This is a genomic window from Sinorhizobium terangae (assembly GCF_029714365.1).
GTDB lineage: Bacteria > Pseudomonadota > Alphaproteobacteria > Rhizobiales > Rhizobiaceae > Sinorhizobium > Sinorhizobium terangae.
On record NZ_CP121659.1, the window covers coordinates 3,940,161 to 3,964,375 of the forward strand.

General features: G+C 63.0%; 24 protein-coding genes and 1 pseudogene. 5 read left to right on the forward strand and 20 right to left on the reverse strand.

The window, feature by feature from the left end; translation table 11 throughout:
* Window positions 1-52: 52 nt before the first annotated feature.
* Entirely contained in the window at window positions 53-670 is a 618-nt protein-coding gene (locus tag QA637_RS18555; RefSeq protein ID WP_283062724.1) for a LysE family translocator, read from the reverse strand.
* Window positions 671-844: 174 nt separating this feature from the next.
* On the opposite strand from QA637_RS18555, the gene QA637_RS18560 reads away from it, so the two are divergent.
* Window positions 845-1,477 carry a LysE family translocator gene (locus tag QA637_RS18560; protein WP_283062725.1) on the forward strand — a complete coding sequence of 211 codons (633 nt, stop codon included), beginning with the start codon at window positions 845-847 and terminating at the stop codon, window positions 1,475-1,477.
* A 74-nt stretch (window positions 1,478-1,551) separates the two neighbouring features.
* Window positions 1,552-2,301: a gamma-glutamylcyclotransferase gene (locus QA637_RS18565; protein WP_283062727.1), complete on the forward strand. Its 750-nt coding sequence runs from the start codon at window positions 1,552-1,554 to the stop codon at window positions 2,299-2,301.
* On the opposite strand, the gene QA637_RS18570 is transcribed toward QA637_RS18565, so the two are convergent.
* Window positions 2,285-3,196 carry a DMT family transporter gene (locus QA637_RS18570; protein WP_283062728.1) on the reverse strand — a complete coding sequence of 304 codons (912 nt, stop codon included), beginning with the start codon at window positions 3,194-3,196 and terminating at the stop codon, window positions 2,285-2,287. The genes QA637_RS18565 and QA637_RS18570 overlap by 17 nt on opposite strands.
* A 135-nt stretch (window positions 3,197-3,331) precedes the next feature.
* Between QA637_RS18570 and QA637_RS18575 the strand changes: the two genes are divergently transcribed.
* Window positions 3,332-3,766, forward strand: a complete 435-nt coding sequence (locus QA637_RS18575) for an Lrp/AsnC family transcriptional regulator (protein WP_136506692.1) — start codon at window positions 3,332-3,334, stop codon at window positions 3,764-3,766.
* A 46-nt stretch (window positions 3,767-3,812) separates the two neighbouring features.
* Here the strand turns inward: QA637_RS18575 and dut are convergent, their stop codons facing one another.
* Complete coding sequence (gene dut, locus QA637_RS18580) at window positions 3,813-4,289, reverse strand: dUTP diphosphatase (RefSeq protein WP_283062730.1); 477 nt, start codon at window positions 4,287-4,289, stop codon at window positions 3,813-3,815.
* A 91-nt stretch (window positions 4,290-4,380) separates the two neighbouring features.
* Between dut and QA637_RS18585 the strand changes: the two genes are divergently transcribed.
* Window positions 4,381-5,964: a peptide chain release factor 3 gene (locus tag QA637_RS18585; protein ID WP_283062732.1), complete on the forward strand. Its 1,584-nt coding sequence runs from the start codon at window positions 4,381-4,383 to the stop codon at window positions 5,962-5,964.
* A 43-nt stretch (window positions 5,965-6,007) separates the two neighbouring features.
* On the opposite strand, the gene QA637_RS18590 is transcribed toward QA637_RS18585, so the two are convergent.
* The 11 genes and pseudogenes from QA637_RS18590 to QA637_RS18640 form a co-directional block, all read right to left on the reverse strand.
* Entirely contained in the window at window positions 6,008-6,379 is a 372-nt protein-coding gene (locus QA637_RS18590) for a hypothetical protein (RefSeq protein WP_153442564.1), read from the reverse strand.
* Between the two features lie 125 nt (window positions 6,380-6,504).
* A complete protein-coding gene (locus QA637_RS18595; protein ID WP_283062733.1) occupies window positions 6,505-7,197 on the reverse strand; it encodes a B3/B4 domain-containing protein in 693 nt (230 codons plus the stop codon).
* A 71-nt stretch (window positions 7,198-7,268) separates the two neighbouring features.
* On the reverse strand, window positions 7,269-8,171 hold the full coding sequence (locus tag QA637_RS18600; RefSeq protein ID WP_283062734.1) for a DMT family transporter: 903 nt from the start codon (window positions 8,169-8,171) through the stop codon (window positions 7,269-7,271).
* A 72-nt stretch (window positions 8,172-8,243) separates the two neighbouring features.
* Window positions 8,244-9,049: pseudogene (locus QA637_RS18605) on the reverse strand (AraC family transcriptional regulator).
* Between the two features lie 4 nt (window positions 9,050-9,053).
* Window positions 9,054-9,458, reverse strand: a complete 405-nt coding sequence (locus tag QA637_RS18610; protein ID WP_283062736.1) for a GFA family protein — start codon at window positions 9,456-9,458, stop codon at window positions 9,054-9,056.
* Between the two features lie 176 nt (window positions 9,459-9,634).
* Window positions 9,635-10,435: a 5-deoxy-glucuronate isomerase gene (gene iolB, locus QA637_RS18615; RefSeq protein ID WP_283062738.1), complete on the reverse strand. Its 801-nt coding sequence runs from the start codon at window positions 10,433-10,435 to the stop codon at window positions 9,635-9,637.
* 193 nt (window positions 10,436-10,628) lie between these two features.
* Complete coding sequence (gene iolE, locus QA637_RS18620) at window positions 10,629-11,528, reverse strand: myo-inosose-2 dehydratase (protein ID WP_283062740.1); 900 nt, start codon at window positions 11,526-11,528, stop codon at window positions 10,629-10,631.
* 239 nt (window positions 11,529-11,767) lie between these two features.
* Window positions 11,768-13,621 carry a 3D-(3,5/4)-trihydroxycyclohexane-1,2-dione acylhydrolase (decyclizing) gene (gene iolD / locus QA637_RS18625; protein ID WP_283062742.1) on the reverse strand — a complete coding sequence of 618 codons (1,854 nt, stop codon included), beginning with the start codon at window positions 13,619-13,621 and terminating at the stop codon, window positions 11,768-11,770.
* 67 nt (window positions 13,622-13,688) lie between these two features.
* Complete coding sequence (locus QA637_RS18630; protein WP_283062744.1) at window positions 13,689-15,641, reverse strand: bifunctional 5-dehydro-2-deoxygluconokinase/5-dehydro-2-deoxyphosphogluconate aldolase; 1,953 nt, start codon at window positions 15,639-15,641, stop codon at window positions 13,689-13,691.
* Window positions 15,642-15,750: 109 nt separating this feature from the next.
* Window positions 15,751-16,611: a MurR/RpiR family transcriptional regulator gene (locus tag QA637_RS18635; protein ID WP_153442572.1), complete on the reverse strand. Its 861-nt coding sequence runs from the start codon at window positions 16,609-16,611 to the stop codon at window positions 15,751-15,753.
* A gap of 244 nt (window positions 16,612-16,855) precedes the next feature.
* Window positions 16,856-17,986: a Gfo/Idh/MocA family protein gene (locus QA637_RS18640; protein ID WP_283062747.1), complete on the reverse strand. Its 1,131-nt coding sequence runs from the start codon at window positions 17,984-17,986 to the stop codon at window positions 16,856-16,858.
* A 247-nt stretch (window positions 17,987-18,233) separates the two neighbouring features.
* Between QA637_RS18640 and QA637_RS18645 the strand changes: the two genes are divergently transcribed.
* Window positions 18,234-19,064 carry a class II glutamine amidotransferase gene (locus tag QA637_RS18645; protein WP_283062749.1) on the forward strand — a complete coding sequence of 277 codons (831 nt, stop codon included), beginning with the start codon at window positions 18,234-18,236 and terminating at the stop codon, window positions 19,062-19,064.
* 135 nt (window positions 19,065-19,199) lie between these two features.
* Here QA637_RS18645 and coaBC read toward each other — a convergent pair whose 3' ends face one another.
* The 6 genes from coaBC to QA637_RS18675 form a co-directional block, all read right to left on the reverse strand.
* On the reverse strand, window positions 19,200-20,408 hold the full coding sequence (gene coaBC, locus QA637_RS18650) for a bifunctional phosphopantothenoylcysteine decarboxylase/phosphopantothenate--cysteine ligase CoaBC (RefSeq protein ID WP_283062751.1): 1,209 nt from the start codon (window positions 20,406-20,408) through the stop codon (window positions 19,200-19,202).
* A gap of 86 nt (window positions 20,409-20,494) precedes the next feature.
* Entirely contained in the window at window positions 20,495-20,965 is a 471-nt protein-coding gene (locus QA637_RS18655; RefSeq protein ID WP_153442576.1) for a nucleoside deaminase, read from the reverse strand.
* A 44-nt stretch (window positions 20,966-21,009) separates the two neighbouring features.
* A complete protein-coding gene (locus QA637_RS18660; protein ID WP_283062754.1) occupies window positions 21,010-21,789 on the reverse strand; it encodes an SDR family oxidoreductase in 780 nt (259 codons plus the stop codon).
* A 269-nt stretch (window positions 21,790-22,058) separates the two neighbouring features.
* Window positions 22,059-22,601 (reverse strand): YbhB/YbcL family Raf kinase inhibitor-like protein, encoded by a 543-nt coding sequence (locus QA637_RS18665; protein ID WP_283062755.1) that lies wholly within the window; start codon window positions 22,599-22,601, stop codon window positions 22,059-22,061.
* A 38-nt stretch (window positions 22,602-22,639) separates the two neighbouring features.
* Window positions 22,640-23,494, reverse strand: a complete 855-nt coding sequence (locus tag QA637_RS18670) for a helix-turn-helix transcriptional regulator (protein ID WP_283062756.1) — start codon at window positions 23,492-23,494, stop codon at window positions 22,640-22,642.
* 98 nt (window positions 23,495-23,592) lie between these two features.
* Window positions 23,593-24,096 carry a GNAT family N-acetyltransferase gene (locus QA637_RS18675; RefSeq protein WP_283062757.1) on the reverse strand — a complete coding sequence of 168 codons (504 nt, stop codon included), beginning with the start codon at window positions 24,094-24,096 and terminating at the stop codon, window positions 23,593-23,595.
* Window positions 24,097-24,215: the final 119 nt, after the last annotated feature.

The following is a 24,215-nucleotide window of genomic DNA, read 5'->3' on the forward strand; positions in this document are numbered from 1 at the left end:
CGCCAGCCGGAGGAAAATACGTCTACGAGGCGGCTGACGCAGAAATCTTTTTTCAGCTCGCACGGGTGGCGATATAGGCTGCCGTTCCGGCAAGAATGCCCGCAGCAGCGCGGTTCATGGTCTTGAGCGCCTTCGGCTGTTTCAGAAGCGAACGGGCGCGGGCTGCGAGCAGCATATAGGGAACCAGCACCGTGAGAAGGACGAGGAAGGTTGCCGCCAGCAGCAGGCTGTAATCCTCGGGGCCGATTGCGGCGAGATCGATGAGCGTCGGCACCAGGGCAACATAGAACAGCATCGTCTTAGGGTTGCCGAGCGTCACCGTCAGGCCCGACAGGAAAGACATCGCCGCGTTTCCTGACTTCTTCGCCTGGATATCCTGCGACAGAAGGCCGGCGGTCCAGAGCTTCCAGGCAATGTAACCGAGATAGAGCGCACCGGCGATCTTCACGATAAGAAAGGCCGTGGTGAAAGTCTGGGCGACGAAGGCGAGTCCGAGCACAACGGCCGTCAGATAGGTCATGTCGCCAAGAATTAGTCCGAGACCCATGAAGAAGGTTTCGCGAAAGCCGGAGCCGAGTGCCCGCGCAACCAGCGCCGTGATGCCGGGGCCGGGAATGGCCGCCGCGATGAAGAGGGCGCCGCTATAGGCGAGAAGGGCCGCGATTGTCACGATGGTTTTCCTCCGGAACGGGTGGTTTGTTTAGCGCAAACCGCGGCGAAGGAGAACCCGGCTTGATCCCGGTGGCGAGGCTTCTCGTGCGAAAATTGATCGGGTGACAAGAACGGCATTGCTCCGACCCGGAGAGCCATGCACCTTTCGGAAAAATCGCGGAAGGCAATGCCCATGCCCGAAATTCAGAACCTTGTCGGATTTGCCTTGATCGCGCTCGGCATGGTGCTGACGCCTGGGCCGAACATGATCTACCTGATCTCCCGCTCCATCTGCCAGGGTCCGGCGGCTGGCCTCATCTCTCTCGGCGGAGTGGCGCTCGGTTTCGTCTTCTACATGGTCTTCGGCGCGCTCGGCATCACGGCCTTGCTGCTGGCGGTTCCTCTCGCCTATGACGCCTTGCGTTTTGCCGGGGCGCTTTATCTGCTCTATCTCGCCTGGCAGGCGGTCAGGCCCGGCGGCCGCTCGCCCTTCCAGGTACGCGATCTGCCGAAGGACGGACCGCGCAAGCTCTTCCTGATGGGGCTTGTCACCAACCTGCTCAACCCGAAGGTGGCGGTGCTTTACCTTTCGCTGCTGCCGCAATTCATCCACCCCGAACAGGGCGACGTCCTTCGCCAGTCGCTCGTCTTCGGCAGTCTGCAGATCATGATCAGCGTCACCGTTAACGCCTTGATCGCGGTGACGGCGGGCTCGATCGCCGCCTTCCTTGCCGGTCGCCCGCTCTTCATGCTCGTGCAGCGCTGGCTGATGAGCACCGTGCTTGCCAGCCTTGCCGTCAGCATGGCGGTGGAGGCGCGCAGATAAGCGAGACGTGCGGGCCGCAACTTGCTTCGGGATGCGCGCTGCGCGATCCTCTCGGCAAGGTGGAGATGATGACCATGCCCGGCAAACCAAGACCACTGAGCCTGACTCCGGCGCACGTCGCGCAGGTGCACCGGGCGATTGACGATGGCGGCCCGGGGCCGGGCGCAGTGCTCCATAGCGACGCGGACTACGACGAATGGGTGGAGCGGATGATAAGGAGCCATCCGGCTCCGGGATTGCCAACGATGCTCTTCGCCTATGGATCGTTGATCTGGAGGCCGGAGATCGAATATGTCGGCGAAACGGTTGGCGTTGCCCGGGGCTGGCATCGCGCCTTCTGCTTCCGGATGATCCGCTTCCGGGGAACGCCCGAACAGCCGGGCCTCATGATGGCGCTCGATCGCGGCGGCCAGTGTCGGGGTGTCCTCTACCGAGTGCCGGATGACGGCATCGAGGGGCAGCTCGGAAAACTCTTCCGACGCGAATTCACCTATAAACCGCCCAACAGCATGCCGCGCTGGATCAAGGTCGAGACGGCGTCGGGCCCGGTGTCGGCGCTGTCCTTCGTCATGAACCGGGCTTCGCCGCTCTATGCCGGCAGTCTCTCCCTCGAAGCCGTCGCGGAGGTGCTGGCTTGCGCATGCGGCCATGTCGGCTCAGGCGCGGAATATCTGCTCAACACCGTGACGCATCTCGAGGCGAGGGGTATCCGGGACCGCAATCTGTGGCGCCTGCAAGCGCTCGTCGCAGAGTGCATCGAGCGCAACAATGACGGTGCACGCGAACGAGGTAGCGAGCGCCTGACGATCAGGCGCCCGGTCTGATCGCGCGTTTGAAGAGCGGGATCGACCGAAGGCTCCAGCCGAGATTCATGCCTGCCGCGGCCAGGAGGATTGCCGCAGATCCGGCGATCTGTATCGCCTGCAATTCGTGGCCGAAAGCGACGCGATCGACGAGGATCGCGGCGATCGGATAGATGAAGGAGAGCGCGCCCGTCATGTGCGTCGGGAGCCGCTGGATCGCTCCGTAGAGCAGGATATACATGATGCCGGTATGAACGACGCCGACGGCGACGAGCAGCGTCCATTGCCAAGCGTCCTGCGGCAGCGGTGCGGAGAGCGCGAAGGGCGCCAGCATGATCGACCCGGTGATCACCTGAATGAGGGCGATCAGATGCGGCGGCGTGCCCTTGAGAAGCTTGGTAAGGAGCGCGGCGACGGCATAGAAGAAGGCTGCGCCGATAGAAAGCGCGATGCCGGCGAGATAGTGGTCGGGATCGAAGCCGCCGCCCGGCTTGGCCGAAACGATCGCCATCATTCCGGCGAAGGAGACCGAAAGCCAGAAAAGCTTGGTGGCGGTGATCCGTTCGCCGAGAAACAGCGCGCCGAGGCCGAGCAGCATGAAGGGCTGCGTATTGTAGACCATCGTCGCGATCGAGATCGATGCGCGCGAATAGGCGGCGAAAAGCAGGAGCCAGTTGACGACGATGGCCACGCCACCGAGCGTGGAAAGGATGACGACGCGCGGCTTTAGCTGGCGGAAGTCGATGAGCCCGAGCATTGCCGCGAGCGCGATCAGCGTCAGCGCCCCGAAGACGCAACGCCAGAAGACGACACCCGTGACCGGCTGGCCGGACATCAGCACGAACCAGCCGATTGTCCCCGAAATCAGCATTGCCGCCGTCATCTCAATGCTTCCGCGCTTCAGTTCTCCGTCCATGGCTGGTCTCCTTTTCCGATTGCACAACAATAATCGGCTGTTGCGCGACTCTATATGGATTCAGAAAGGAAAACGAATTACGATGCCTAATTGTGGAAGGAGAATTTGCTATTTTGTCTTATCGGAGGTGGCGTAATGCTGGATGATGTCGATTGCCGCATTCTCGAGATCCTCGCGGCCAATGCGCGCGTGTCGCTGAAGGAGCTCGCGCAGGAAGCGGGCCTCTCCTCGCCGAGTGCGGCCGACAGGCTGCGCAAGCTCGAGGAACGCGGCGTCATCAATGGCTTCACCGTCTCCGTCAATCCGGCGCGACTTGGCTATCCGCTGCAGGCGGTCGTGCGTGTCCGGCCAATGCCCGGAATGCTGCACATCGTCGAAAAGCTCATTCAGGAAACGCCGGAGATTGTCGAATGCGACAAGATCACCGGCGACGACTGCTTCATCGCCAAGATGCTGGTGCGGGATATGGAGGAGCTCGACACGATCCTCGACCGCATCGCCGAAAAGGCACAGACCAACACCTCGATCGTCAAGTCGACGCCGGTCAAGCGACGGCTGCCGCCGCTTTAGTTTTCTGTTTATCCCAAAACCGCTCAACGCTTTTGGGCGACATGCATCACTTGGATCCGGTGGAGCCGAAGCCGCCGGCGCCGCGCTCTGTCGTGCTGGCCCCGTCCGCCTCGCGGATCGCCACCTGCGTCACCGGTGCGATCACCATCTGGGCGATGCGCATGCCGCGCTCGATGATGAAGTCCTCTCCGCCGAGATTGATGAGGAGCACCTTCACCTCGCCGCGATAGTCGCTATCGATCGTTCCCGGCGTGTTGAGGCAGGTGATGCCGTGCTTGAAGGCAAGGCCCGAGCGCGGCCTGACCTGGCCTTCGTAGCCGAGAGGAATCTCGAAGATGAACCCGGTCGGCACCAAGGCGCGCGCGCCCGGCTTGATCATCGTCGGCTCGCCGGCCGGAACAGCCGCGCGCAAATCCATGCCTGCGGCTCCCGCCGTCTCATAGGCGGGCAGGTCGAGATCCTGCGCGTGCGGCAGGCGGACAAGGCTGAGAGCGGGGCGGTTTTCGGAGGTGTGCGTGATCATTCCGTCATAAGCGTCACGGCCGCCTCCGCAGTCAATTGCATATTGGCCTGCGAGCCTGTAAAGACGCCGCAACTCACAGGATACTCAGATCATGGCCGAAAGCATTGCCGAGGCGGTTTCCCGCCGCCGCACATTTGCGATCATTTCGCACCCGGACGCCGGTAAAACGACGCTCACCGAAAAGCTCCTCCTCTTCGGCGGCGCGATTCAGCTCGCAGGCGAAGTCAAGGCCAAGAAGGATCGCATTCAGACCCGCTCGGACTGGATGAAGATCGAGCGCGAACGCGGCATCTCGGTCGTCACCTCGGTTATGACCTTCGAATATGACGACACCGTCTTCAACCTGCTCGACACGCCCGGTCACGAGGACTTTGCAGACGACACCTATCGGACGCTGACGGCCGTGGATGCGGCCGTCATGGTGATCGACGCCGCCAAGGGTATCGAGCCGCGCACGCTGAAACTCTTCGAGGTTTGCCGGCTGCGCGACATCCCGATCATCACCTTCGTCAACAAGATGGACCGCGAGAGCCGCGATCCCTTCGAGATTCTCGACGAAGTCGAGCATAAGCTGGCGCTCGACTGCGCGCCGGTCACCTGGCCGATCGGCCGCTCGAAGACCTTCTGCGGCACCTATCATCTCGCCACCAACGAGGTGCGCGGCGCCGACACGCAGGAGCGGCTCACCAAGGTCAACGATCCCGAAATGGCTTCGCATCGACTGCCGGAAAACGAGCGTGACGCCTTCATCGAGGAAACGACGCTGGCGATCGAGGCCTGCAAGTCCTTCGATCACAAGGCTTTTCTCGAAGGCCATCTGACGCCGGTGTTCTTCGGCTCGGCGCTCAGGAATTTTGGCGTACGCGACCTTATCAATGCGCTCAGCGAATATGCGCCGCCGCCGCGTGCCCAGGTCGCCGACATCCGCACCGTCGAGGCGACGGACGAGAAGATGACGGCCTTCGTCTTCAAGATCCAGGCGAACATGGATCCGAACCATCGTGACCGCATCGCCTTCGTCCGTGTCTGCTCCGGCAAGCTCGAGCGCGGCATGAAGGCGCGCCTCTCGCGCACCGGCAAGCAGATGGGGCTGAGCGCGCCGCAGTTCTTCTTCGCCTCGCAGCGCCAGCTCGCCGACACGGCCTTTGCCGGCGATGTCGTCGGCATCCCGAACCACGGCACGCTTCGCATCGGCGATACGCTGACGGAAGGTGAGCCGCTCGTCTTCCAGGGCGTCCCCAACTTCGCGCCGGAAATTCTCCGCCGCGTTCGGCTTGAGGACGCGATGAAGGCGAAGAAGCTGAAGGAAGCGCTGCAGCAGATGGCGGAAGAGGGCGTCGTGCAGCTCTTCTCGCCGGACGACGGCTCGCCGGCGATCGTCGGCGTCGTCGGCGCGCTGCAACTCGACGTTCTGAAGGAGCGCCTGCAGGCGGAATACGGCCTGCCGGTCTCCTTCGAAATGTCGCGCTTCTCCGTCTGCCGCTGGGTTTCCGCGGATCATCCGGGCGAGCTCGACAAGTTCATCACGGCCCGCCGTGGCGACATCGCCCGCGATCTCGATGGCGACCCGGTGTTCATGGCGCAGGATAGCTTCTCGTTGCGCTACGAGGCGGAACGCTATCCTGCAATCAAGATGGTGGCGATCAAGGAATATCACGTCGCCAAGGCTGCGTGATCGATCCACGTGAACATGGTCGCTGGCGCCCGCACAGCGCCGGCTACGACGGCGTCATCCGGAGTGCCAGGATCAGTTGGGCGACACGGATGGTGATCAACACGTAGACGGCCACCAGCAGCAGCTGCAGGGCGACGTGCCGCTTGATTTTCCCAAGCCGATGAAGCCCGTCTGCGAAGTTCAGGAAGAACAGCGCAATCCCGATCGAAAAGACGATGTAACCGGCGACCGGGATGCTCAAAAGCCCCTTCACATTGATGATGTCGGGATTCTCGACGGCATGCAGGCCGGCTGCGATGACCAGGGTCGCGACAACCAGATTGCGGACGTGGCGGAAGATTTCCTCGAGCCCGCCCCGATCGAGGAGTGCCTGCTTGAGGTTCAGAAGCCATGGCGTGGCGCGTTCGTCGGACATCGATGCTGTGGTCTCGCTTTGTGATTTGGCGCGGATGATATTGGCCTCGCGTTTGCGTCGTCAAAGAGTTTCGGCCGGTCGCGCGGACATCAGACCCCTTTTGGGGACGCACGTGCGCCACGGCCTCAAATATCGAAGCGCGGGGCCGAGCTGTCCAACACGGCGCTGCGCGGCGTGACGGCCCAGACCGCGGCCACGGCTCCCGCCAGTTCATGGACGAGCCGGCCAACGTCTGTCGCCGCGCCGGCATGCAGCGCTTCGGCGACGATCAGCACGGCCGTCGTCTCGTCGCCCACCGCCGAATAGCCGCTCTGGCGGTTCGTCCAGCGGCGCGCATGGGCTCGCCCTTCCTCGTCCGCGAAGATCACCTCGTGCTGCTCGGGATGTTCGGTTTCGCCGGAAAACGTCGTGTAGATCTCGCTGCCGGAGGCGTAACGAACCTCGAGGTGACCAGTCACTCTCGAAAGATCGAAAACCGCGATCGGAATGGCGAATGCAAGCGATACCGCATTGCAAAGGTCGATCAGCGGGTGGATCCGCGGTAGGGAGCCATCCTTGCGCAAACGCCGCAGCAGCGCCTCGGAGGCCGAACGGTATTGCGTCGGCTTCAAACCCATGCGCGAGAAGGCGCGTCGCCAGGCCTGGATCTCCGGAAATTCACCCTCCGAGCTTGCCGCGAGCCGTGCCTTCGCCGCGGCCTCGAAACCAGCGATGTGCGCATCGGCGGAGGCGTCTCGGTGAATGCCTTCGACATGAAGAATTCCGGCGGAAAGTCCGGGAAAGTCGCTCCAGATGTCGCTTGCATGGCGGAAATACATGGTTGCTGGCCTCTCTGATGTGAACGGCGATTGCAGCGGTGACGGCATTGCAGCCGGGAGGGCACGTTGCCTCATCCGGCCTCCGAGCGGTTTCGCTGCGTGCCCGGCAACCGAAGACCCAGACTGAGGACGGCGGCGAGTACGCAGGCGATGCCGATCAGCTGATTGGCGGAAATCGGCTCACCAAGTACGATAAAGGCAAGGAGAACGGCTGAAACAGGGGCAAGCGCCGTGAACACCGATGCCTCCGTGCCGCTTACGTTGGCTAGTCCTGCATACCAGAGCAGGAAGCCGCCGACTGTCAGTACAAGTGCGTAATAGCAGACCGCGGCGATCGAATGCGTGGTTACCGCAACTGCCTGTGGAATTTCGAGCAGGGCGATCGGTGCCGAGACAGCGACGCCCAGTCCGGCCATCAGCGTCGACAGAGCGAGGGGCGAAATAGCCGTTGTCAGGCGCTTGTTGATGAGAATGAAGAGGCCTTCGCAGATGACGGCGCCAAACACCAGAATGTTGCCGAGGAGCGAAGGCGCACCACCGCTATTTGCCCGGAAGACGATCGAAAGGACGCCTGCGGCGGCGAGGACGATCGCCAGCAGGATCGCACGATCCGGCCGTTCGCCGAGAACGACAATGGCAATCGCCGCCGAAACGATGGGCAGCGTACCGATGATGACGCCGGCATCGGCTGCGGGTGTCAGTCGCAGGCCGGAAATCAGGAGCGTCGTATAACCGACGCTGCCGGCACCCGCCTGGATGAACAGGATGAGCCATTCGCGCCGTTGCAGCCTTGGCCATGGCGTCGCGGTCGCGCGCATCAGCATGAGGAAGAGCGGAAAGGCGAGCGCAAAGCGCAAGGCCGTGGCCGTGAACGGCGGCAGTCCGGACGCTATAATCTTGCTCGCGATAACCGTACTGCCCACGAGTGCCATCGCGAGCGACAAATAGATATAACCCTGAAATTGCTTCGACATGACTGCAAGCCCCGCGTGAGAGCTGCAGAAAACCCAATCGGCGCCCGGCGGTCTTGAACGGAATTGCAGGGATCAGCCCAAGGCTGCGACATAGGCGCCCGGCGAAATGCCGTGGGTGCGCACGAAGACGCGCGTCATGTGGCTCTGGTCGGCGAAGCCACCGGCGATCGCCGCTTCCGCGAGCGGGGTCCCCTCGGCGATCAGCCGCCGGACGATGTCGATCCGCCGCTGAAGGAGATAGGCGTGGGGCGTGAGACCGGTGGCCTCGCAAATCCCCGCACCAGTTGGAATCGACTGAGGCTGCTTTCGCGCGCCAGATCGGCCAGCGTGATGGAAGCCAACGGGTCGTCATCGATCAGGCTGCGCGCCGCGGCGATCGATTCCGGCACTTTGCGTGCGCCGCCTGGGACGACCTGCATCGCCTCGGCAAAAAGCATCAGAACGAGCTCGTCCCAGCGAACGGTGGCGTCACTGGCGTCCGCGGTAGTCGCGATTGCGAAGAGTTCACGGAAACGGGCCGCAATGGCGGCGTTCCGGATGACCGGGTTGGCGAACTCGCATGTTCGCCGTCCGCTCTCGCTGATATCGCTGACTGCGGCTTCGACGATTGCCGGATCAAGATAGAGCATCCGCCAGGAGCGACCGGCATCGCCGATCGGCGAGCCGTCATGGACCTCATTAGGGTTGACAGTGATCACGTCGCCGCGCGCGGCCTCCACCGGCCCGCGTCCGCTCAGGGATTTTTGCGCCCCTTGATGGATAAGACCGATGCCGAACTGATCATGCGTATGGCGCGGAAAGCTGTGGTTTGTGGCCGCCTCGACCGCATTCACGCCGGCGATCCGGCGAGGCAGCATTCTGAACTGGCGCTTCGTCATGCCTCTAGTCCCGCGGTTTGCCAGGCAGCTTGCCGACGTCCCCGATCCAGGGCAGGGCGGACGAGCACCAGATCTGCGACCGCGGCGCAAGCGCGCGCCGCTGGTTGATCGTGCCAAGGCGGATGCCGATCTCCTCGGCGTCTTCGTCCGTGCCGGTCGTATAGATCGGCGAGCCGCAGTCAGGGCAGAAGAACTGCAGGCGCTTTCGCCCGTTCTCGGCGATTTTCACGTAAAGTTTCGGCTCGGCGCCGGTCAGATGGAAGGACGCCCGCGGCGTGCTCGCCGTGACGCGATAGGCCGACCCGGTCAGTTGCTGGCAATCGGTGCAATGGCAAATCGACACCTCGTCCGGGTCGATCTCCGCCTCATAGGTGATATGGCCGCAATGGCACTGACCATCGATCCGCATCGGCCGCTCCTCGCACGGTTTTCGCTGCTGCATGGTTCCTTAAATCGTAGCCGATTTAAGGATAGAAACATGCAGCAATTCAAACTGCTACAGCGTCCTTTGCGCGTTTGATAAAACGCCCGACGCGGTAGAGGGGGTACGATAGACCAGCCGGGACAAACGTCCAGAGTGTACCCTCAGATGCCGGTGAACAGCCACTCATGTTCCTTGGCGTTATGGAACTTCCAGATCCGCTTCGGTCCCGCCATGACGTTCAAGTAATAGACATCGTAGCCATGAACGGCGGCGACCGGATGGTAGCCCTTCGGGACGAGGGTCACGTCGCCGTCTTCCACCGCCATCGTTTCGTCGAGCGAGCGATCGTCCGTGTAGACGCGTTGCATCGCAAATCCTTGCGGCGGGTTGAGGCGATGATAATAGGTTTCCTCGAGATAGCTTTCGGCCGGCAGGTTGTCCTGATCGTGCTTGTGCGGCGGGTAGGACGAGGTGTGCCCGCCCGGCGTGATCACCTCGACGACGAGCAGCGACTGCGCCGATCCGTCGTCCTCCGGCATGATGTTGGTGACATAACGGGTGTTGGTGCCCTTGCCGCGCGTCATCTGCGGGTGCGTGCCGGGACGGATGACCTTGGCCTTGAAGCCCTCGCCACCGGGCGCGGAGCAGACGGCAAGGTCGAGATCGGTCGTCGCCTCAGCCTCCCACTTGCCGCCCTTCGGCACATAGACGGCGTAGGGCTGGCCCTCGAACGGCGTCATGCGTTCGCCGAGTTCGCCGAAGTCTTCGCCATCGACGGAAATCTTCGCCTTGCCGCTGACGAGAACGAGGCAGAGCTCCTTCGCACCGGCTTCACCCGCCGTCCTCTCGCCGGGCTTCAAGCGGTTGAGCGCGAAACCGACATACGTCCAGCCGGCGCTCTCGGGCGTGATCTCCTGCATCAGCCCGGATTGTGCCTTCGGTTTGACGAGCAGTTTGGACATTTCGACGGTCTCCTGTTTGTTCGATCGGGGCGGCTCGGCGCTTAAGCCCCTCTCCTCGGGTTTAACCCGAGGACTAGCCCTCTCCCCGCCTGCGGGAGGGACTTGAGGGCGCGCGGCATATCCCTTCTCCCGGCTTGCGGGGAGAAGGTGGCGGCAGCCGGATGAGGGGCGGCGTGCCAGCAGCCGATGGGCTTTACTTGTCCAGCCCCGCTTCCTTCGCAAACGCTTTCAGCGATTTTAGCCCGAGCGACTGGTATTCGAACGGATCGCGTACGGCCGAATCCTGCTCCGCCTCGATCACCAACCAGCCATTATAGCCGTGTTCGGCTGCGATTTTCAGCACGGGGAGGAAGTCGACGCCGCCTTCCTTGTCACCCGGAACGGTAAACACGCCACGGCGCACGCCCTCGAGGAAGGAGAGGCCCTGGCTCTCCACTTCCTTGCGGATCGCCGGACGGACGTTCTTGCAATGGATGTGGCGGACGCGGTGCATGTATTTCTTCGCGACTTCCGCCGGATCGGAGCCGCCGAACCAAGCGTGGCCGGTGTCGAGCAAGAGCTTCGTGGCCGGGCCGGTATGCTGCATCAAGAGATCGATCTCCTCGCCGGTCTGGACGATCGTGCCCATGTGATGGTGATAGACGAGATCGATGCCCTGGTCGGCGCAATACTGCGCGATCGCCTCAAGGTCGGCGCCGAACTTCTTCCACTGATCGGCCGGCAGCACCGGCTTGTCGTTGGCGACGGATTTGGAATCATCGCCGTGAATGGCATTGGAGGTTTCGCAGACGATCGCCACCTTGCAGCCATTGTGTTTCAGGAGATCGAGATGCGGCTGGATCGCCTTCTTCTCGGCTTCGACGTCATGCGTCAGCAGATTGGTGGAGTGCCAGCCGGAAACGAAGACGAGGTCATAAGAGGCGAGCTTCTGCTTCAGCGCCTCCGGGTCGGACGGCATCTTGTGGCCCTTCTCGATGCCGTCGAAGCCGATCTTCTGGCAGTCGGAAAGGCAGTCGTCGAGCGTCAAATGCGCGCCGATCGAATGATCGTCGTCATTGCTCCAGGCAATCGGGTTGGTTCCGTAGCGGATCATGTCTCTTCACTTTCTGATGCACCACGCGCTTGGGGCGGATGGTCGCTGTTCTATTTACGCAAAGGGCACATAATGCCCCTCATCCGCCCTGCCGGGCACCTTCTCCCCGCTTGCGGGGAGAAGGGATATGCCGCGCCCTCTCAAGTCCCCTCTCCCCGCCTGCGGGGAGAGGGTTAGGGTGAGGGGCCATTGGACGTAGAGCGGCGCCCGCGCAAAACCGCGAGCGCCATTCGTGGCGATCAGCCGAAGCGCTGCGATTGGAGCGCCTTCTCATACCCGTCGCGGGCTGCCTTCACCTGCTCGCGATCCGAAACCTCCGGAACCGCGACATCCCACCAATGGCCGCCGGCTTCCGTGGTGATCAGCGGGTCAGTATCAATGACGATGACGGTAGTGCGCGGTTCTTCCGCCGTTTCGGCGAGTGCGGCCTCAAGCTCCGGAATCGAGCCGACCTTGCGGGTGACGGCGCCCATCGCCGCGGCATGCGCGGCAAAATCGATGCCCGGCAGCATCACGTGATGCGTGTCCTTCAACAGGTTGTTGAAGTTCGCGCCGCCCGTTTCCATCTGCAGCCGGTTGATGCAGCCATAGCCGGCATTGTCGAGGAGCACGATGGTGATCTTGGCGCCGAGCATGATCGAGGAGGCGATCTCGGAGTTCAGCATCATGTAGCTGCCGTCGCCGACCATGACGACCACGTCGCTGTCGGGCTTGGCGAGCTTGACGCCGAGGCCACCGGCCACTTCATAGCCCATGGTCGAGAAGCCGTATTCCATATGGTAGCCGCCGGGCTCTTCCGCTTGCCACAGCTTGTGCAGTTCGCCAGGGAGCCCGCCGGCAGCGCAGACGAGCGTCGTCTTCTTGCCGCCGCGGGCACGCTGGACGGCGCCGATCACCTGGGCATCGGAGGGAAGCGCCGCATTAGTCGTGGCCGTCGACTTGTCGGCCGCGGCCAGCCATTCGGCCTTGCCGGCCTTCGCCTTCTCGGTCCAGGCGCTGTCGGCCTTGTAACCGCCAAGGCCGCCGGAGATCCGGTTGAGGCCGGCCCGCGCATCGGAAATCAGCGGCAGGCCATTGTGCTTGCCGGCATCAAAAGGCTGGACGTTGAGGCCGATGATCTTCAGCCCTTCGTTCTTGAAGAGCGCCCAGGACCCGGTGGTGAAATCCTGAAGCCGCGAGCCGACGGCGAGTACAACGTCGGCTTCCTCAGCAAGCCTGTTGGAGGCGGAGGTGCCCGTCACGCCGACCGAGCCCATGTTGAGCGGATGCGAATGCGGCAGCGAGGACTTTCCGGCCTGGGTCTCGACGACCGGAATGCCATGCTTTTCGGCAAAGTCGGCCAGTTCCGCGCTTGCTTCCGAATAAAGCACGCCGCCGCCGGCGATGATGATCGGTTTCTTGGCTGACTTGAGCAACGCGATCGCCGCGGCGAGCTCGTCGAGATCGGGCTCGATCCGCCGGGGGACCCACACCTTCTCGTCGAAAAAGGATTCCGGATAGTCGTAGGCCTCCGCCTGGACGTCCTGGCAGAGCGAGAGTGTGACCGGGCCGCAATCGGCCGGGTCGGTCAGAACCTGCATGGCGCGACGCAGCGCAGGGATGATCTGTTCCGGCCGGGTGATGCGGTCGAAATAGCGCGAGACGGGGCGGAAACAGTCATTTGCCGAGATCGTGCCGTCGCCGAAGCTTTCCACCTGCTGTAGCACCGGATCGGGCCGGCGGTTGGCGAAGACATCGCCGGGCAGAAGAAGAACCGGCAGCCGGTTGACATGGGCAAGCGCCGCCGACGTGACCATGTTCAGCGCACCCGGGCCGATTGAGGTCGTGCAGGCCATGAAGCGGCGGCGGAAGCTCGCCTTGGCAAATGCGATCGCCGCATTCGCCATGCCCTGCTCGTTCTGCCCGCGGTAGGTCGGCAATGTTTCGCGCACGGCGTAAAGCGCCTCGCCGACTCCGGCGACGTTGCCGTGGCCGAAGATCGCGAAGACACCGCCGAAGATCGGCACGCGCTCGCCGTCGATGATCGTCATCTGCTTGGTCAGGAACCGCGCCACGGCCTGGGCCATGGTGAGGCGCACGGTTTTCTGGCTCATTTTCTGTTTCCTCCTCGCGGGCGAAGTTTCTGCTTCGCCCTTCCGCTGCATCGTCGCCGGAGCGATACTATGCAGCCTTTGTTTCACCCAGTTGCAGCCAGAGGTCCACCAGCGCCTTGAACCTCGCCGCCATGTCGGCGACCGCCTGCTCGTCGGTTATGGTGCCGGCGAGCCAGGCCTTGCTGGCGTCGGCGAAGATCGTCCGGCCGACCGCAAAACCCTTGACCGTCTTCGACGTCCGCGCGGCGGCAAAGCCATCCTTCAGCACCTCATAGGGTGCCTCGAGGCCGAGCAGGACGACGCCGCGGCAAAGCGGATCGCGCGTTTCGATCACGGCGTCGATAGCCGCCCAGGCACCGCGGCTCGCCTGTGGCTCCAGCTTCCACCAATCGGGCTTCAAACCGGCATCGTAAAGCTCGGTGAGCGCCCGCGGAACGGTCAGATCGTCAAGCGTGCCGTGTTTGCTGGCAATGATTTCGATCAAGATCTCGCGGCCGACCTTGCGCGCCGCCTCGAAGGCAGAGCGAAGCTTGGCGATCTGCGCGGCCTTGAGCTCGGCCGGATCATCGGGGTGGAAGAACGACAGCACCTTGATGCAATGATCGACCGGCCAGTCGATGAGGCGGCTGCCGAGGTCCTGGTTGAATTCGAACTGCAGCGGACGCGAACCGGGAAGCTCGATCGGCTTGCCGATCCAGAAATCGCGGTGGGCGCCGGCGGCATAGAGGGCGTCGCGGCCATATTTGTCGTCGATCAGCATGCCGAAGCCGGGCCGGCCGGCGGCGACCTGAGCGGCAGCCTTGACCGCAAGCACCTTGAAGGCCGGAATGCGTGCCAGAAGTTCCGGCTTGCCTTCGGCAATATCTTCCAGTTGGCTGCGGTGATCGATGGCAAGCGCCATCAAAAGCGGGATGTCGCGGCGGCGGGTCGTCGCCCAGTGAACGTGGTTGATTGCCTCGTCCTTGCGGAGCGCCTTTTCCTTGCTGCCGTTTTCGAGGAAGAAATTGAGCTCGGTCCAGGTCGGGATTTCCGGCGCGCAGAGCAGGCGCGACACCGCAAAGGCGCCGCAGGCATTGGCCCAGGTGGCCGATGTCGCGTGCGGCTCGCCGGTCAGCCAGCCGCGCAGGAAGCCGGACATGAAGGCATCGCCCGCACCCAGCACGTTGTAAACTTCGATCGGAAAACCCTTGCCGACGATGCCGTCTTCGAGATTGTCGGAGATCGGGCCGTCATAGACGATGCAGCCCATCGGCCCGCGCTTCAGCACGATCGTGGCTTTGGACAGTGTGCGGATGGTTTTCAGCGCCTTGAGCAGATCGCTCTCGCCGGACGCGATCAGAACCTCTTCCTCGGTGCCGACGATGAGGTCGCAGTCGCCGAGAACGGTCTTCAGGTGCGCGGAGACGCGGTCGGAGGCGATATAGCGGCTTTCGCCTGCGTCGTGGCCGGCAAGACCCCAGAGATTGGGGCGATAGTCGATGTCGAAGACGACCTTCGCGCCGCTTTCCTTGGCGATGCGGATGGCCTTGCGCTGGGCGGCATCGGTATTCGGCTTGGAGAAATGCGTCCCCGAAACGAGGACCGCGCGCGCGGAACGGATGAAGTCTTCCGCGACATCATCCTCGCAGAGCGCGTTGTCGGCGCAGTTGTCGCGATAGAAGAGCAGCGGGAAGGACTTGTCGTTTTCGACGGAAAGGATCGCGAGCGCCGTCAGCCGCTCCGGATCGGTGACGATGCCGCGGGTCTCCACCCCCTCGCGTTGAAGCTGCTCACGGATGAAGCGGCCCATCTGCTCGTCGCCAACGCGTGTCAGCAGCGCTGATTTCAGGCCGAGGCGAGCGGTGCCGACCGAGATGTTGCAGGGGCAGCCCCCGACGGATTTGGCAAAGCTTGCCACGTCCTCGAGCCGTGTGCCGATCTGCTGGCCGTAAAGATCGACCGATGCCCGGCCGATGGTGATGAGGTCGAGGGGCTTGGCTCCCTTTGCCGACGGGTTTTGGGCCGATGGACTCTGGCTCACTGCTTCCTCCCCGCGGACGCCGCGCCGGCGCCGACAATTATCATTATGTCATGGGCGATGAGGTTATGAAACATAAGTTCCGTCTGTCCGTCAATATGGAATTTTCATTCTATTGACCGCCGCTGTCCGTCAGGCGCTGCCGCTTCTCGGCGATCGCCACCGTCAGCGCCATTGCAAAGGCCATGCTGGCGGAAAGGGAACGGAAGCCGGCATGGTCGGCCTCCACCAGTTCGAACCAGACCTTCGACGATTCGGCGAGCGGCGAGAAGGCCGAATCGGTAAGCGACACGACCGGCACCTTTCGGCTGGCGAGGGATCGAGCCTGACTGGCGCTTTCCGAGGCATAGGGCGAAAAGCTGACCGCGAAGGCTGCATCCTGTTTCGTCGCCATGGCCAGCATGTCGTCGTCAATCCCGGCTGCCGTCCCGACGTGTTGATACTTCACTTTCAGCTTGCCAAAGGCGTAGGCCATATAACTGGAAATAGGGTAGGAGCGGCGCTTGGCGATGAGATAGATCGTGTCGGCGTTGGCGAGGATGTCGACGGCGCGCTCGAAGGCCTCCGGGTCGACGGATGTGGCAACATTGTCCAGCGATCGATGAGCGGCGGCGACGAAGCCGTTGAAGATCGAGCCGCTTTCGAGCTTGCTGTGTTCGTTCTGGCTCAGCGCCCTCAGCCGCTCTTCGTATCCGGGCGTGCGTTCCCTGAGCCGCGCTCGGAAAATCTGCTGCAGGCTCGAAAAACCCTCGAAACCGAAATGCTGCGCGAAGCGCACGAGTGTCGACGGCTGGACATCGGCGGATGTCGCAATGCTTGCCGCCGTGCCGAAGGCGATCTCGTCCGGATTGTCGAGCGAATAGGCGGCGACCTGTTTCAGCCGCTTCGGCAGTTGCGCCTTGCGCTCGAGGATGACGGCCTTCAGCGCCTCGAAATCCTGAGGGACGTCCATGGTCGTCTCCGGCATCGGCATCGTTCAGAATCTCCGGCCTCTTGTTTCACTGCCTTATTCTAATCGATTGATGACGGTCGCGGTAGAATGGATGTTCCATTTTTCCGTCATGTACGCCCCTCATCCGACCTGCCGACCACCTTCTCCCCGCAGGCGGGGAGAAGGACTCCCGCGGCGCCCACTTCGTCCCCTCGCCCCGCCTGCGTGGAGAGGGTCAGGGTGAGGGGCGAATAACGAGCCAGCCCAGGTGTCGGATCGAGTAGCCTCAGCCGATTTCGACCCATTCGTTCGTCCGGGCCGACTGGTAGGTTGCCGATAGCACCTTCTGGACCTCGTAGCCCTCGCGGAAATCGGTCGACGGCTTGCCGCCCTTGGCGATCGCGTCAAGAAATTCGTGGACCTCGATTGCCTTCAGGTCATTGAAGCCGATCTGGTGGCCGGGCGCCACGCAGAAGGCGCCGTAGGGCGGGTGCTCGGGTCCGGCCCAGATCGTGCGGAAGCCACGACTGCGGATGTCGTCGCCCGCATAGTAGACCTTGATTTCGTTCAGCCGTTCCTGGGTGAAGACAATACTGCCCTTCGATCCGTAGATTTCGAAGTCATGCTGCATCTTGCGGCCGGTGGCGATCCAGCTTGCCTCGAAGCTGCCGGTCGCGCCGTTCTCGAAGCGTACAAAAGCGCGTGTAATGTCATCGACTTCGACGGTACGCGTTTCGGCCGTGCCGGGCGAGACAGGGCGTTCCGGGATCTGGATGACCGTTTCAGCGAGTACCGATCTGATCGGTCCGACAAGATGGCGCATGGAGGCGATAATGTGGCTGCCGATATCGGCGAGCGCACCGCCGCCGCTGCGCGGATCGAGCCGCCAGCCCCACGGAACGTTGGCATCCGCCATGAAGTCCTCGGCATGAATCCCGCGCATCGAGCGGATTTCGCCGATCTCGCCGCTTTCGATAATGTCCTTGGCGAGGAAGATCAGCGGGTTCTTGAGATAGTTGAAGCCGACCTGGGTGACGATGCCGGCCTTTTCGGCGGCGGCGACCATTTCGGCGCAATCGGCGACGGTTGGCGCCAGAGGCTTCTCGCAATAGACGTGCTTGCCGTGGGCGATCGCCGCAAGCGCCATCTCCTTGTGCAGAAGGTTCGGTGTGGTGATGTCGATGATGTCAATATCGGGATCGGTCAACAACTCCCGCCAGTCCGCCGTCGCCTTGCGGAAACCGAGGCGCCCGCGCGCGGCCTCGGCGCTGTCCTTTGTCACGTCAGCAACGGAAACGAGATCCAGCTCAAAGGGAAGATCGAACACGCGGGCCGCGGTCGTGAAGCCAAGGGCGTGGGCCTTGCCCATGAAGCCCGTGCCGATCAAGCCGACGCCGAGTTTGCGTTTGCCGCTCATATCATTCCTCCCGGGCAAGGGCCCCTTTGCGCTTCGTGGAAATGAAATGAAATGTGCGAATATTGTCAATATGGAATGTTTGTTCGAAATCTTCTCGGCCCGGCAATGTGCCACGAGAAACAGCGCCGGTGCGGCGAATCCGCTACGGAGAACGGGGTGAATTTGTTAACGCATTTTTACCGTGTTTCGTTGGAACATCCGGTAACGATGGTTAACGAATCGTCTCGAAAAGCCGGAGTGAAGAAGTATGTGCCGTTGGGCCGCCTATCGCGGAGAGCCGCTCTATCTCGAGGAACTGGTAACCTCTCCGGCGCACTCGCTGATCGAACAGTCCCATTGTGCAACACGCGCCAAAACGGCGACTAACGGCGACGGGTTCGGTATTGCCTGGTACGGCGATCGTCCGGAGCCCGGCCGCTACCGCGACATCCTTCCCGCCTGGTCCGATTGCAATCTCAGGAGCATCGCCCGGCAGATCCGCTCGCCGCTGTTCCTTGCCCACGTCCGCGCGGCGACCGGCGGCGGCACACGCCGCGACAATTGCCACCCCTTCGTCTTCGGGCGCTGGTCCTTCATGCATAACGGCCAGATCAGCGATTTCGAGCATCTGCGCCGGCCGATGGAGAGCATGCTCGACAACGATCTCTATGCCGCGCGCACCGGCACGACGGACTCGGAATTGCTCTTTCTCCTGGCCTTGCAGTTCGGCCTCGATCGCGATCCGCTCGGCGCGATTGCCGAGGCGCTGGCCTTCGTCGAGCGGCTTGCAGATCGTCTCGGTCGGCCGCCGCTCGTCCGCTTCACGGCCGCCTTGTCCGATGGTCGGAACCTCTATGCGGTACGCTACGCCACCGACTGGAAGGCGCCGACGCTTTATGCGGCGCCGATGGGACCGAGCGGCGGCTACTGTCTGGTCTCCGAACCGCTCAACGATGACGACAATGCCTGGGTCGAGATCCCGGACGGTGCAGCGGTCATCGTAGGCGAGAACGGCGTCGACGTGCGTCTTTTCGGTACCGCCGAGGTCGAGGTGCGGGAAGGCCCGTTACAGCGCCGCGCGTCCAATCGGACGCGCTAAGGTCGCTGTAACAATTTGAATGGCTGCATGATTTTGTCCTTAAATCGATTCCGATTTAAGGAATCATGCAGTAGCGGATGCGCCACGCGCCGAATTGAGCGCATAGGCGCGGCAGTACATTAATCCAACGATAGGCTATCGTGAAAGCGCCTCGGCTATGCGCGCGGCAAGCTTCGCCGCCACGTCTTCCTTGTCCATGTCCGGCCAATCTTCGACGCCGTTGCGGCCGATCAGCTTCACCCGGTTGCGATCGCCGCCCATGATGCCGGTCGCGGGCGAAACGTCGTTCGCGAGAATGTAATCGGCGCCTTTCCGTTCCAGCTTGGCGCGACCGTTCTCGGCGACGTTTTCCGTCTCGGCGGCAAAGCCGATCACCAGCTTTGGCCGGGAGGGGTGATGGCCGATCGTCTTCAGAATATCGGGGTTTTCCGCAAGCTGGAGCGGAGGGGGGGTTTCGCCCGGCTTCTTCTTGATCTTGTTGCCGGCGGCCGAGGCGACGCGCCAGTCCGCAACCGCCGCCACCATGACGGCAACATCGGCCGGGAGCGCCGCAAGCACCGCATCGCGCATCTCCTCGGCGCGCTCGACATGGACGACGCGAACACCCGCGGGATCGGGAATCGTCACCGGACCGGAAACAAGCGTGACCTCCGCCCCAAGTTTCGCGAGTGCGGCTGCAATCGCGTGGCCTTGCTTGCCGGAAGAGCGGTTGGCGATGTAGCGCACCGGGTCGATCGGCTCGTGCGTCGGTCCGGAGGTGACGATGGCCTTTCGCCCCGCCAAGGGCTTTTGTCCGCCATTCAGGAGTTCCTCGACGGCGGCGACGATCTCGAGCGGCTCGGCCATCCGGCCTTCGCCGGCTTCACCGCTTTCGGCCATTTCGCCTGCGGTCGGCCCGACGAAACGAACGCCGTCGCCTGCTAGTGTTTTGCGGTTGCGGCGCGTCGCCGGATGCGCCCACATTTTCGGGTTCATCGCCGGAGCGAGCAGCACGGGACGGTCGGTCGCAAGCAGGATGGTCGAGGCGAGGTCGCTGGCGTGGCCGTTCGCCATCTTGGCCATCAGATCGGCAGTCGCCGGAGCAACGACGACGAGATCGCATTCGCGCGCCAGCCGGATATGGCCGACATCCTGCTCGTCCTCGCGCGAGAAAAGGTCGGTGAAGACATGGGATGCGGAAAGGGCGCCGACGGCAAGCGGCGTCACGAACTCCTGCGCAGCCGCCGTCATCACGGGCCGGACCTCCGCACCGCGCTCACGCAGGCGGCGAATGAGGTCGAGGCTCTTGTAGGCGGCAATGCCGCCGGAAACGATCAGCAGTATGCGCTTGCCGGAAAGTGTCATTCCGCTTCGGCTCGTGGCCGCTCCTGGTTCTTTGATCGCGACCCTACCCGACGGGCCTGTCGCGCGCAATTGGAGCCGGTGTGCGGCTAACTTGTCTGTTGCCGCTTCTGCCACTCGGCGTAAAGCGGCACCGCATCCTGCACCTCGAGCGGCACATGGCGAAACCGCATCGCCTGTTCCGTGACTGGCTTGGCGAGTTCCGCGTAGATCGCCGAAGTCGACAGTCCGTAAGGCTCCGCTTGCGTATTCGAATGGGCGTAGCTGATCTCGTTGATGCCGGCCATGCGCATTGCGGCAAGGCACATCGGGCATGGCTGGCCGCTGGCGTAGACCGTGCAGCCCTCGAGCCGCAGCGACTGAAGAGCCTTGGCCGCTGCACGCAGCGCATTGAGCTCCGCATGCGAAGTCGGGTCGCCGGTCCGAGCCATCTCGTTGACGCCGGTCGCGATCACCACGCTATCCTTGACCACGACGGCGCCGAAAGGGCGGCCGCCGTTTTCCATATTGCTGCGCGCGAGCGACACGGCCTCGCGCAGAAAGCGTTGTTCCTCATCCATATTCCTGCTCCTACCCCGTGCCTGCTGCGCGGCCGCGAGAGCGCTCATAGCATCGACCGGCTGAGCCCGCCGTCGACCGGCAGCGCGATACCTGTAACATAGGCCGCCTGGCGGCTCGCAAGGAAAGCGGCAGCCGCACCGAATTCCGCGGGCGTGCCGTAGCGGCCGATCGGGATTTCCGACTGGCTGCGCGCGGCGACGGTCTCCACCGTGACCCCTTCGCTTTCCGCGTCCATGCGGTCGAAGGAAAGCGTGCGATCGGTCGCCAGCCGCCCCGGCAGCAGCATGTTGACCGTGACGCCGTCGGCCGCAACCTCGCCCGCAAGCGTCTTCATCCAACCGGCAAGCGCGCTGCGCAAGGCATTGGAGGCGGTGAGGCCGGGGATCGGCTCGCGAATGCTGGTCGAGGCGACCGCGATGATGCGGCCGAAGCGGCGCTCGCGCATTGCCGGCAGCAGGCGATGGGTGATGCGCATGCCTGCCAGCACCGTCGCCTCGAATTGTGTCCGCCAGAAATCGGCATCGATGTCGGCCGCACGCGTCGGCGGTGGTCCGCCGCCGTTCAGTACCAGAATGTCGACCAAGCCGAATTTTGCGGCCAGTCGGTCCAGAAAAACGTCGATCGTTTCCGGTTTCGTAAGGTCGAGCGAAAACCCCGCAGCGGTCGACCCGATCTCGGCCGCGACCTTGCCGGCTGCCTCTTCGTCCCGGCCGGTCAGCGCAACGGCAACGCCTTCGGCCGCCAGTGCTTCGGCGATGCCGCGTCCAAGTCCCTTGCTCCCGCCAAGCACGAGCGCCCGTTTTCCTGCGATACCGAGATCCATGATCCGATCCTCCCACCTGATTGTCGCTGCTCGCATTGTTGGACCGCGCCTGGACGATGTCGTCAATGAAGCAGAGGGAAAATGGCAGGGCGACCGCGTGTCGCACAAGTCGGAAAATTCACTGGTGGATTCAAAGAGAAAGCCCCGGGGGCACCGCGTTCGGTCTCGGCATGGAGGTTTGCTATGGCCAGGTTCGGGATGCGGGGCCGCCGATGCGGACCGCCAAGAACTTGCCCCGTGGCGGGAAATGCGCCGCGGGGCAGCGCAGATCAGCGCTCGTACGTGACCTCGATCGTCGCTTGGTCCAGTGCATTGGCCCGGACAAAGAAGCCAACCATGGCGGCGGGGGCATTTTCATCGAGGGGGAGCTTGTCCTGGGATAATGCATAGACCGTGAACTGGTAGCGGTGTGGTCCGTGACCTTCAGGCGGGCACGCGCCACCGTAGCCGGACATGCCGAAATCGGTGCGGCCCTCGACCGCGCCTGCGAGAAGCTTCTTGTCTCCGCTTGCCCCGGTCGCGATCTCGGTGGCGTCGGCGGGCAGGTTGAACACGGTCCAGTGCCACCAGCCAGAACCCGTGGGTGCATCGGGATCATAAGCCATGACCGCGAAGCTCTTGGTACCCGCCGGCGCACCCGACCATGCCAGATGTGGTGAGGTATTCTTCCCGCTGCAGCCGAAGCCGTTGAAGACCTGCGCATCGGCCATCGGCTTGCCTGCTGTCAGGTCTTTCGAGGTCAGTTTCATCTCGGCGTGCGCGGCGGTGGTGCCGAGAAAGCTCAAGGTGAGAAGTGTTGTGATGAGGCGCATAGGTATTTTCCTGTAGTTGCCAATGAAGCAAGCCTACGTCAGGCAGAAATTTTGTCTGCCCCGATATGTGCAACGTCTGTCCCGATCCGCTCAAATATCGCGGAACCTCCCCGCACGTCGCGCGGATTGACGCCAAAGCGTTCTTTGAACCGTGCTGCAAATTGGGACGGCGAATCGTAGCCCACTTCCTGGGCAATGTTGGCGATAGACAACATTGTCGTCTGCAGGAGCGCCAGCGCCCGCGTCATGCGCGTGTCGCTCAATGTCTCGGTGAAGCTGGTGTTCTCCGCCGCCAACTTCCGCCGGAGCGTGGCCTCGCTCATGTGGAAGGCGCGCGCGGCATGGCCCAAAGTCCAGCCGTGGGCGGGGTCGGTCTCGATCATCTGACGCAGGCGATCCTGCAGAAGCAGGCTTCCCCTGTTGCCCAACACGGCACCGCTGAGCGCAAACCAGGTTATGAGTTCCATCAAGCGAACCGTGGCGACGGCACTGGGGAGTGTCGCGAGATTTTCCTGCGAGCAGCAGAAGTCAAACAGCGCGACCGCTTCCCCCGGCAGATCCACGGCCTTCATCGCAAGTGGCGTCCGAGGAGGCGCGACGGAAGCCAGGCGCGCGTAGGTCTCTTCAAACAAGTGGCGTGAAATGGGCAGGGCGCGGGCTTCGTAGTTCTGCGCTGCATTGGGAATGTTTTCGATCGTCATGGGCTGATGATCGGGCAACAGGCCAAAGTCGCCGGCTGTGAAGCGCAAAGGGGTATCGCGTATGATCACCACCTTGGTTCCCGAACGCACCTGGACAAGCGCAGGGGTGGTGCTCACGAGCCGATGAAAGCACGCCCGTCCCGCCTGTCGGATGAGGGCACCGGCCGAAAGAAGAGGAGTTTCGTGCTGCATGTGTTCCCTCCCGGTTGACGAATGACATGGCAGTTCGGTGGTCGCTGGCAAAACTCTGAGACCGTCGCCTGCCGCGGCCGCCTGAAGGCGGCGTCCCGTCATGGGTGTAGTCGCGCCATGGCTAGCACGTCGGCAAGCGCGCCGTCCCGCAGCGCGTAGGATTTCAGTAGGCCCTCGGTCTCGAAACCTGCCTGGCGATAGAGCGCGATCGCCGCTTCATTGTCGGTGAAGACCGTCAACTCGATGCGGGAAATGCCGAGCCACCGGTCGGCCGCGTCGATCAGGGCGTTGAGCAAGGCCCTGCCGATACCGCGCCGCCGGTAATCGTCATGCACGCTCATGCCAAGATCCGCCGCATGATGCCGTCGTCCCCTGTGACGATGCAGGCCAGCTAACCCGACGATGCGCCCCTCCAGTTCGGCAACGATAACCATGTCGGTTTCGGTGAGGTTTTCGAGCCATTTTCGGGTCTGTTCCGGCGGCGCGAAGGGCAGTCTGAGTGTGCCTCGGCGAACGCCCGGCAAGTCCCGCAAGGCGGCGAGGGCCTCCCAGTCGTCAGCGGACGCGGCGCGGATTAGCAATTCGGGTTGGATAGGGGGCATCGTTTCCTCTCTCCTCAAGATGTGAGACCGAGGAAACAGCGCCGAACCCTGCTTACCTCGGCAGGGTTGGCGTGGAGACGGTCCGCTTAGCGCAACAGGCTCCCCGCACACCCTGGGGT

Excerpts from the sequence above, each read along its gene's own strand:
- QA637_RS18560 (WP_283062725.1), top strand. The coding sequence starts at position 845 with ATGCCCGAAATTCAGAACCTTGTCGGATTTGCCTTGATCGCGCTCGGC.
- QA637_RS18565 (WP_283062727.1), top strand. The coding sequence starts at position 1,552 with ATGCCCGGCAAACCAAGACCACTGAGCCTGACTCCGGCGCACGTCGCG.
- QA637_RS18570 (WP_283062728.1), bottom strand. The coding sequence starts at position 3,196 with ATGGACGGAGAACTGAAGCGCGGAAGCATTGAGATGACGGCGGCAATG.
- QA637_RS18575 (WP_136506692.1), top strand. The coding sequence starts at position 3,332 with ATGCTGGATGATGTCGATTGCCGCATTCTCGAGATCCTCGCGGCCAAT.
- dut (WP_283062730.1), bottom strand. The coding sequence starts at position 4,289 with ATGATCACGCACACCTCCGAAAACCGCCCCGCTCTCAGCCTTGTCCGC.
- QA637_RS18585 (WP_283062732.1), top strand. The coding sequence starts at position 4,381 with ATGGCCGAAAGCATTGCCGAGGCGGTTTCCCGCCGCCGCACATTTGCG.
- QA637_RS18590 (WP_153442564.1), bottom strand. The coding sequence starts at position 6,379 with ATGTCCGACGAACGCGCCACGCCATGGCTTCTGAACCTCAAGCAGGCA.
- QA637_RS18595 (WP_283062733.1), bottom strand. The coding sequence starts at position 7,197 with ATGTATTTCCGCCATGCAAGCGACATCTGGAGCGACTTTCCCGGACTT.
- QA637_RS18600 (WP_283062734.1), bottom strand. The coding sequence starts at position 8,171 with ATGTCGAAGCAATTTCAGGGTTATATCTATTTGTCGCTCGCGATGGCA.
- QA637_RS18610 (WP_283062736.1), bottom strand. The coding sequence starts at position 9,458 with ATGCGGATCGATGGTCAGTGCCATTGCGGCCATATCACCTATGAGGCG.
- iolB (WP_283062738.1), bottom strand. The coding sequence starts at position 10,435 with ATGTCCAAACTGCTCGTCAAACCGAAGGCACAATCCGGGCTGATGCAG.
- iolE (WP_283062740.1), bottom strand. The coding sequence starts at position 11,528 with ATGATCCGCTACGGAACCAACCCGATTGCCTGGAGCAATGACGACGAT.
- iolD (WP_283062742.1), bottom strand. The coding sequence starts at position 13,621 with ATGAGCCAGAAAACCGTGCGCCTCACCATGGCCCAGGCCGTGGCGCGG.
- QA637_RS18635 (WP_153442572.1), bottom strand. The coding sequence starts at position 16,611 with ATGCCGATGCCGGAGACGACCATGGACGTCCCTCAGGATTTCGAGGCG.
- QA637_RS18640 (WP_283062747.1), bottom strand. The coding sequence starts at position 17,986 with ATGAGCGGCAAACGCAAACTCGGCGTCGGCTTGATCGGCACGGGCTTC.
- QA637_RS18645 (WP_283062749.1), top strand. The coding sequence starts at position 18,234 with ATGTGCCGTTGGGCCGCCTATCGCGGAGAGCCGCTCTATCTCGAGGAA.
- coaBC (WP_283062751.1), bottom strand. The coding sequence starts at position 20,408 with ATGACACTTTCCGGCAAGCGCATACTGCTGATCGTTTCCGGCGGCATT.
- QA637_RS18655 (WP_153442576.1), bottom strand. The coding sequence starts at position 20,965 with ATGGATGAGGAACAACGCTTTCTGCGCGAGGCCGTGTCGCTCGCGCGC.
- QA637_RS18660 (WP_283062754.1), bottom strand. The coding sequence starts at position 21,789 with ATGGATCTCGGTATCGCAGGAAAACGGGCGCTCGTGCTTGGCGGGAGC.
- QA637_RS18665 (WP_283062755.1), bottom strand. The coding sequence starts at position 22,601 with ATGCGCCTCATCACAACACTTCTCACCTTGAGCTTTCTCGGCACCACC.
- QA637_RS18670 (WP_283062756.1), bottom strand. The coding sequence starts at position 23,494 with ATGCAGCACGAAACTCCTCTTCTTTCGGCCGGTGCCCTCATCCGACAG.
- QA637_RS18675 (WP_283062757.1), bottom strand. The coding sequence starts at position 24,096 with ATGCCCCCTATCCAACCCGAATTGCTAATCCGCGCCGCGTCCGCTGAC.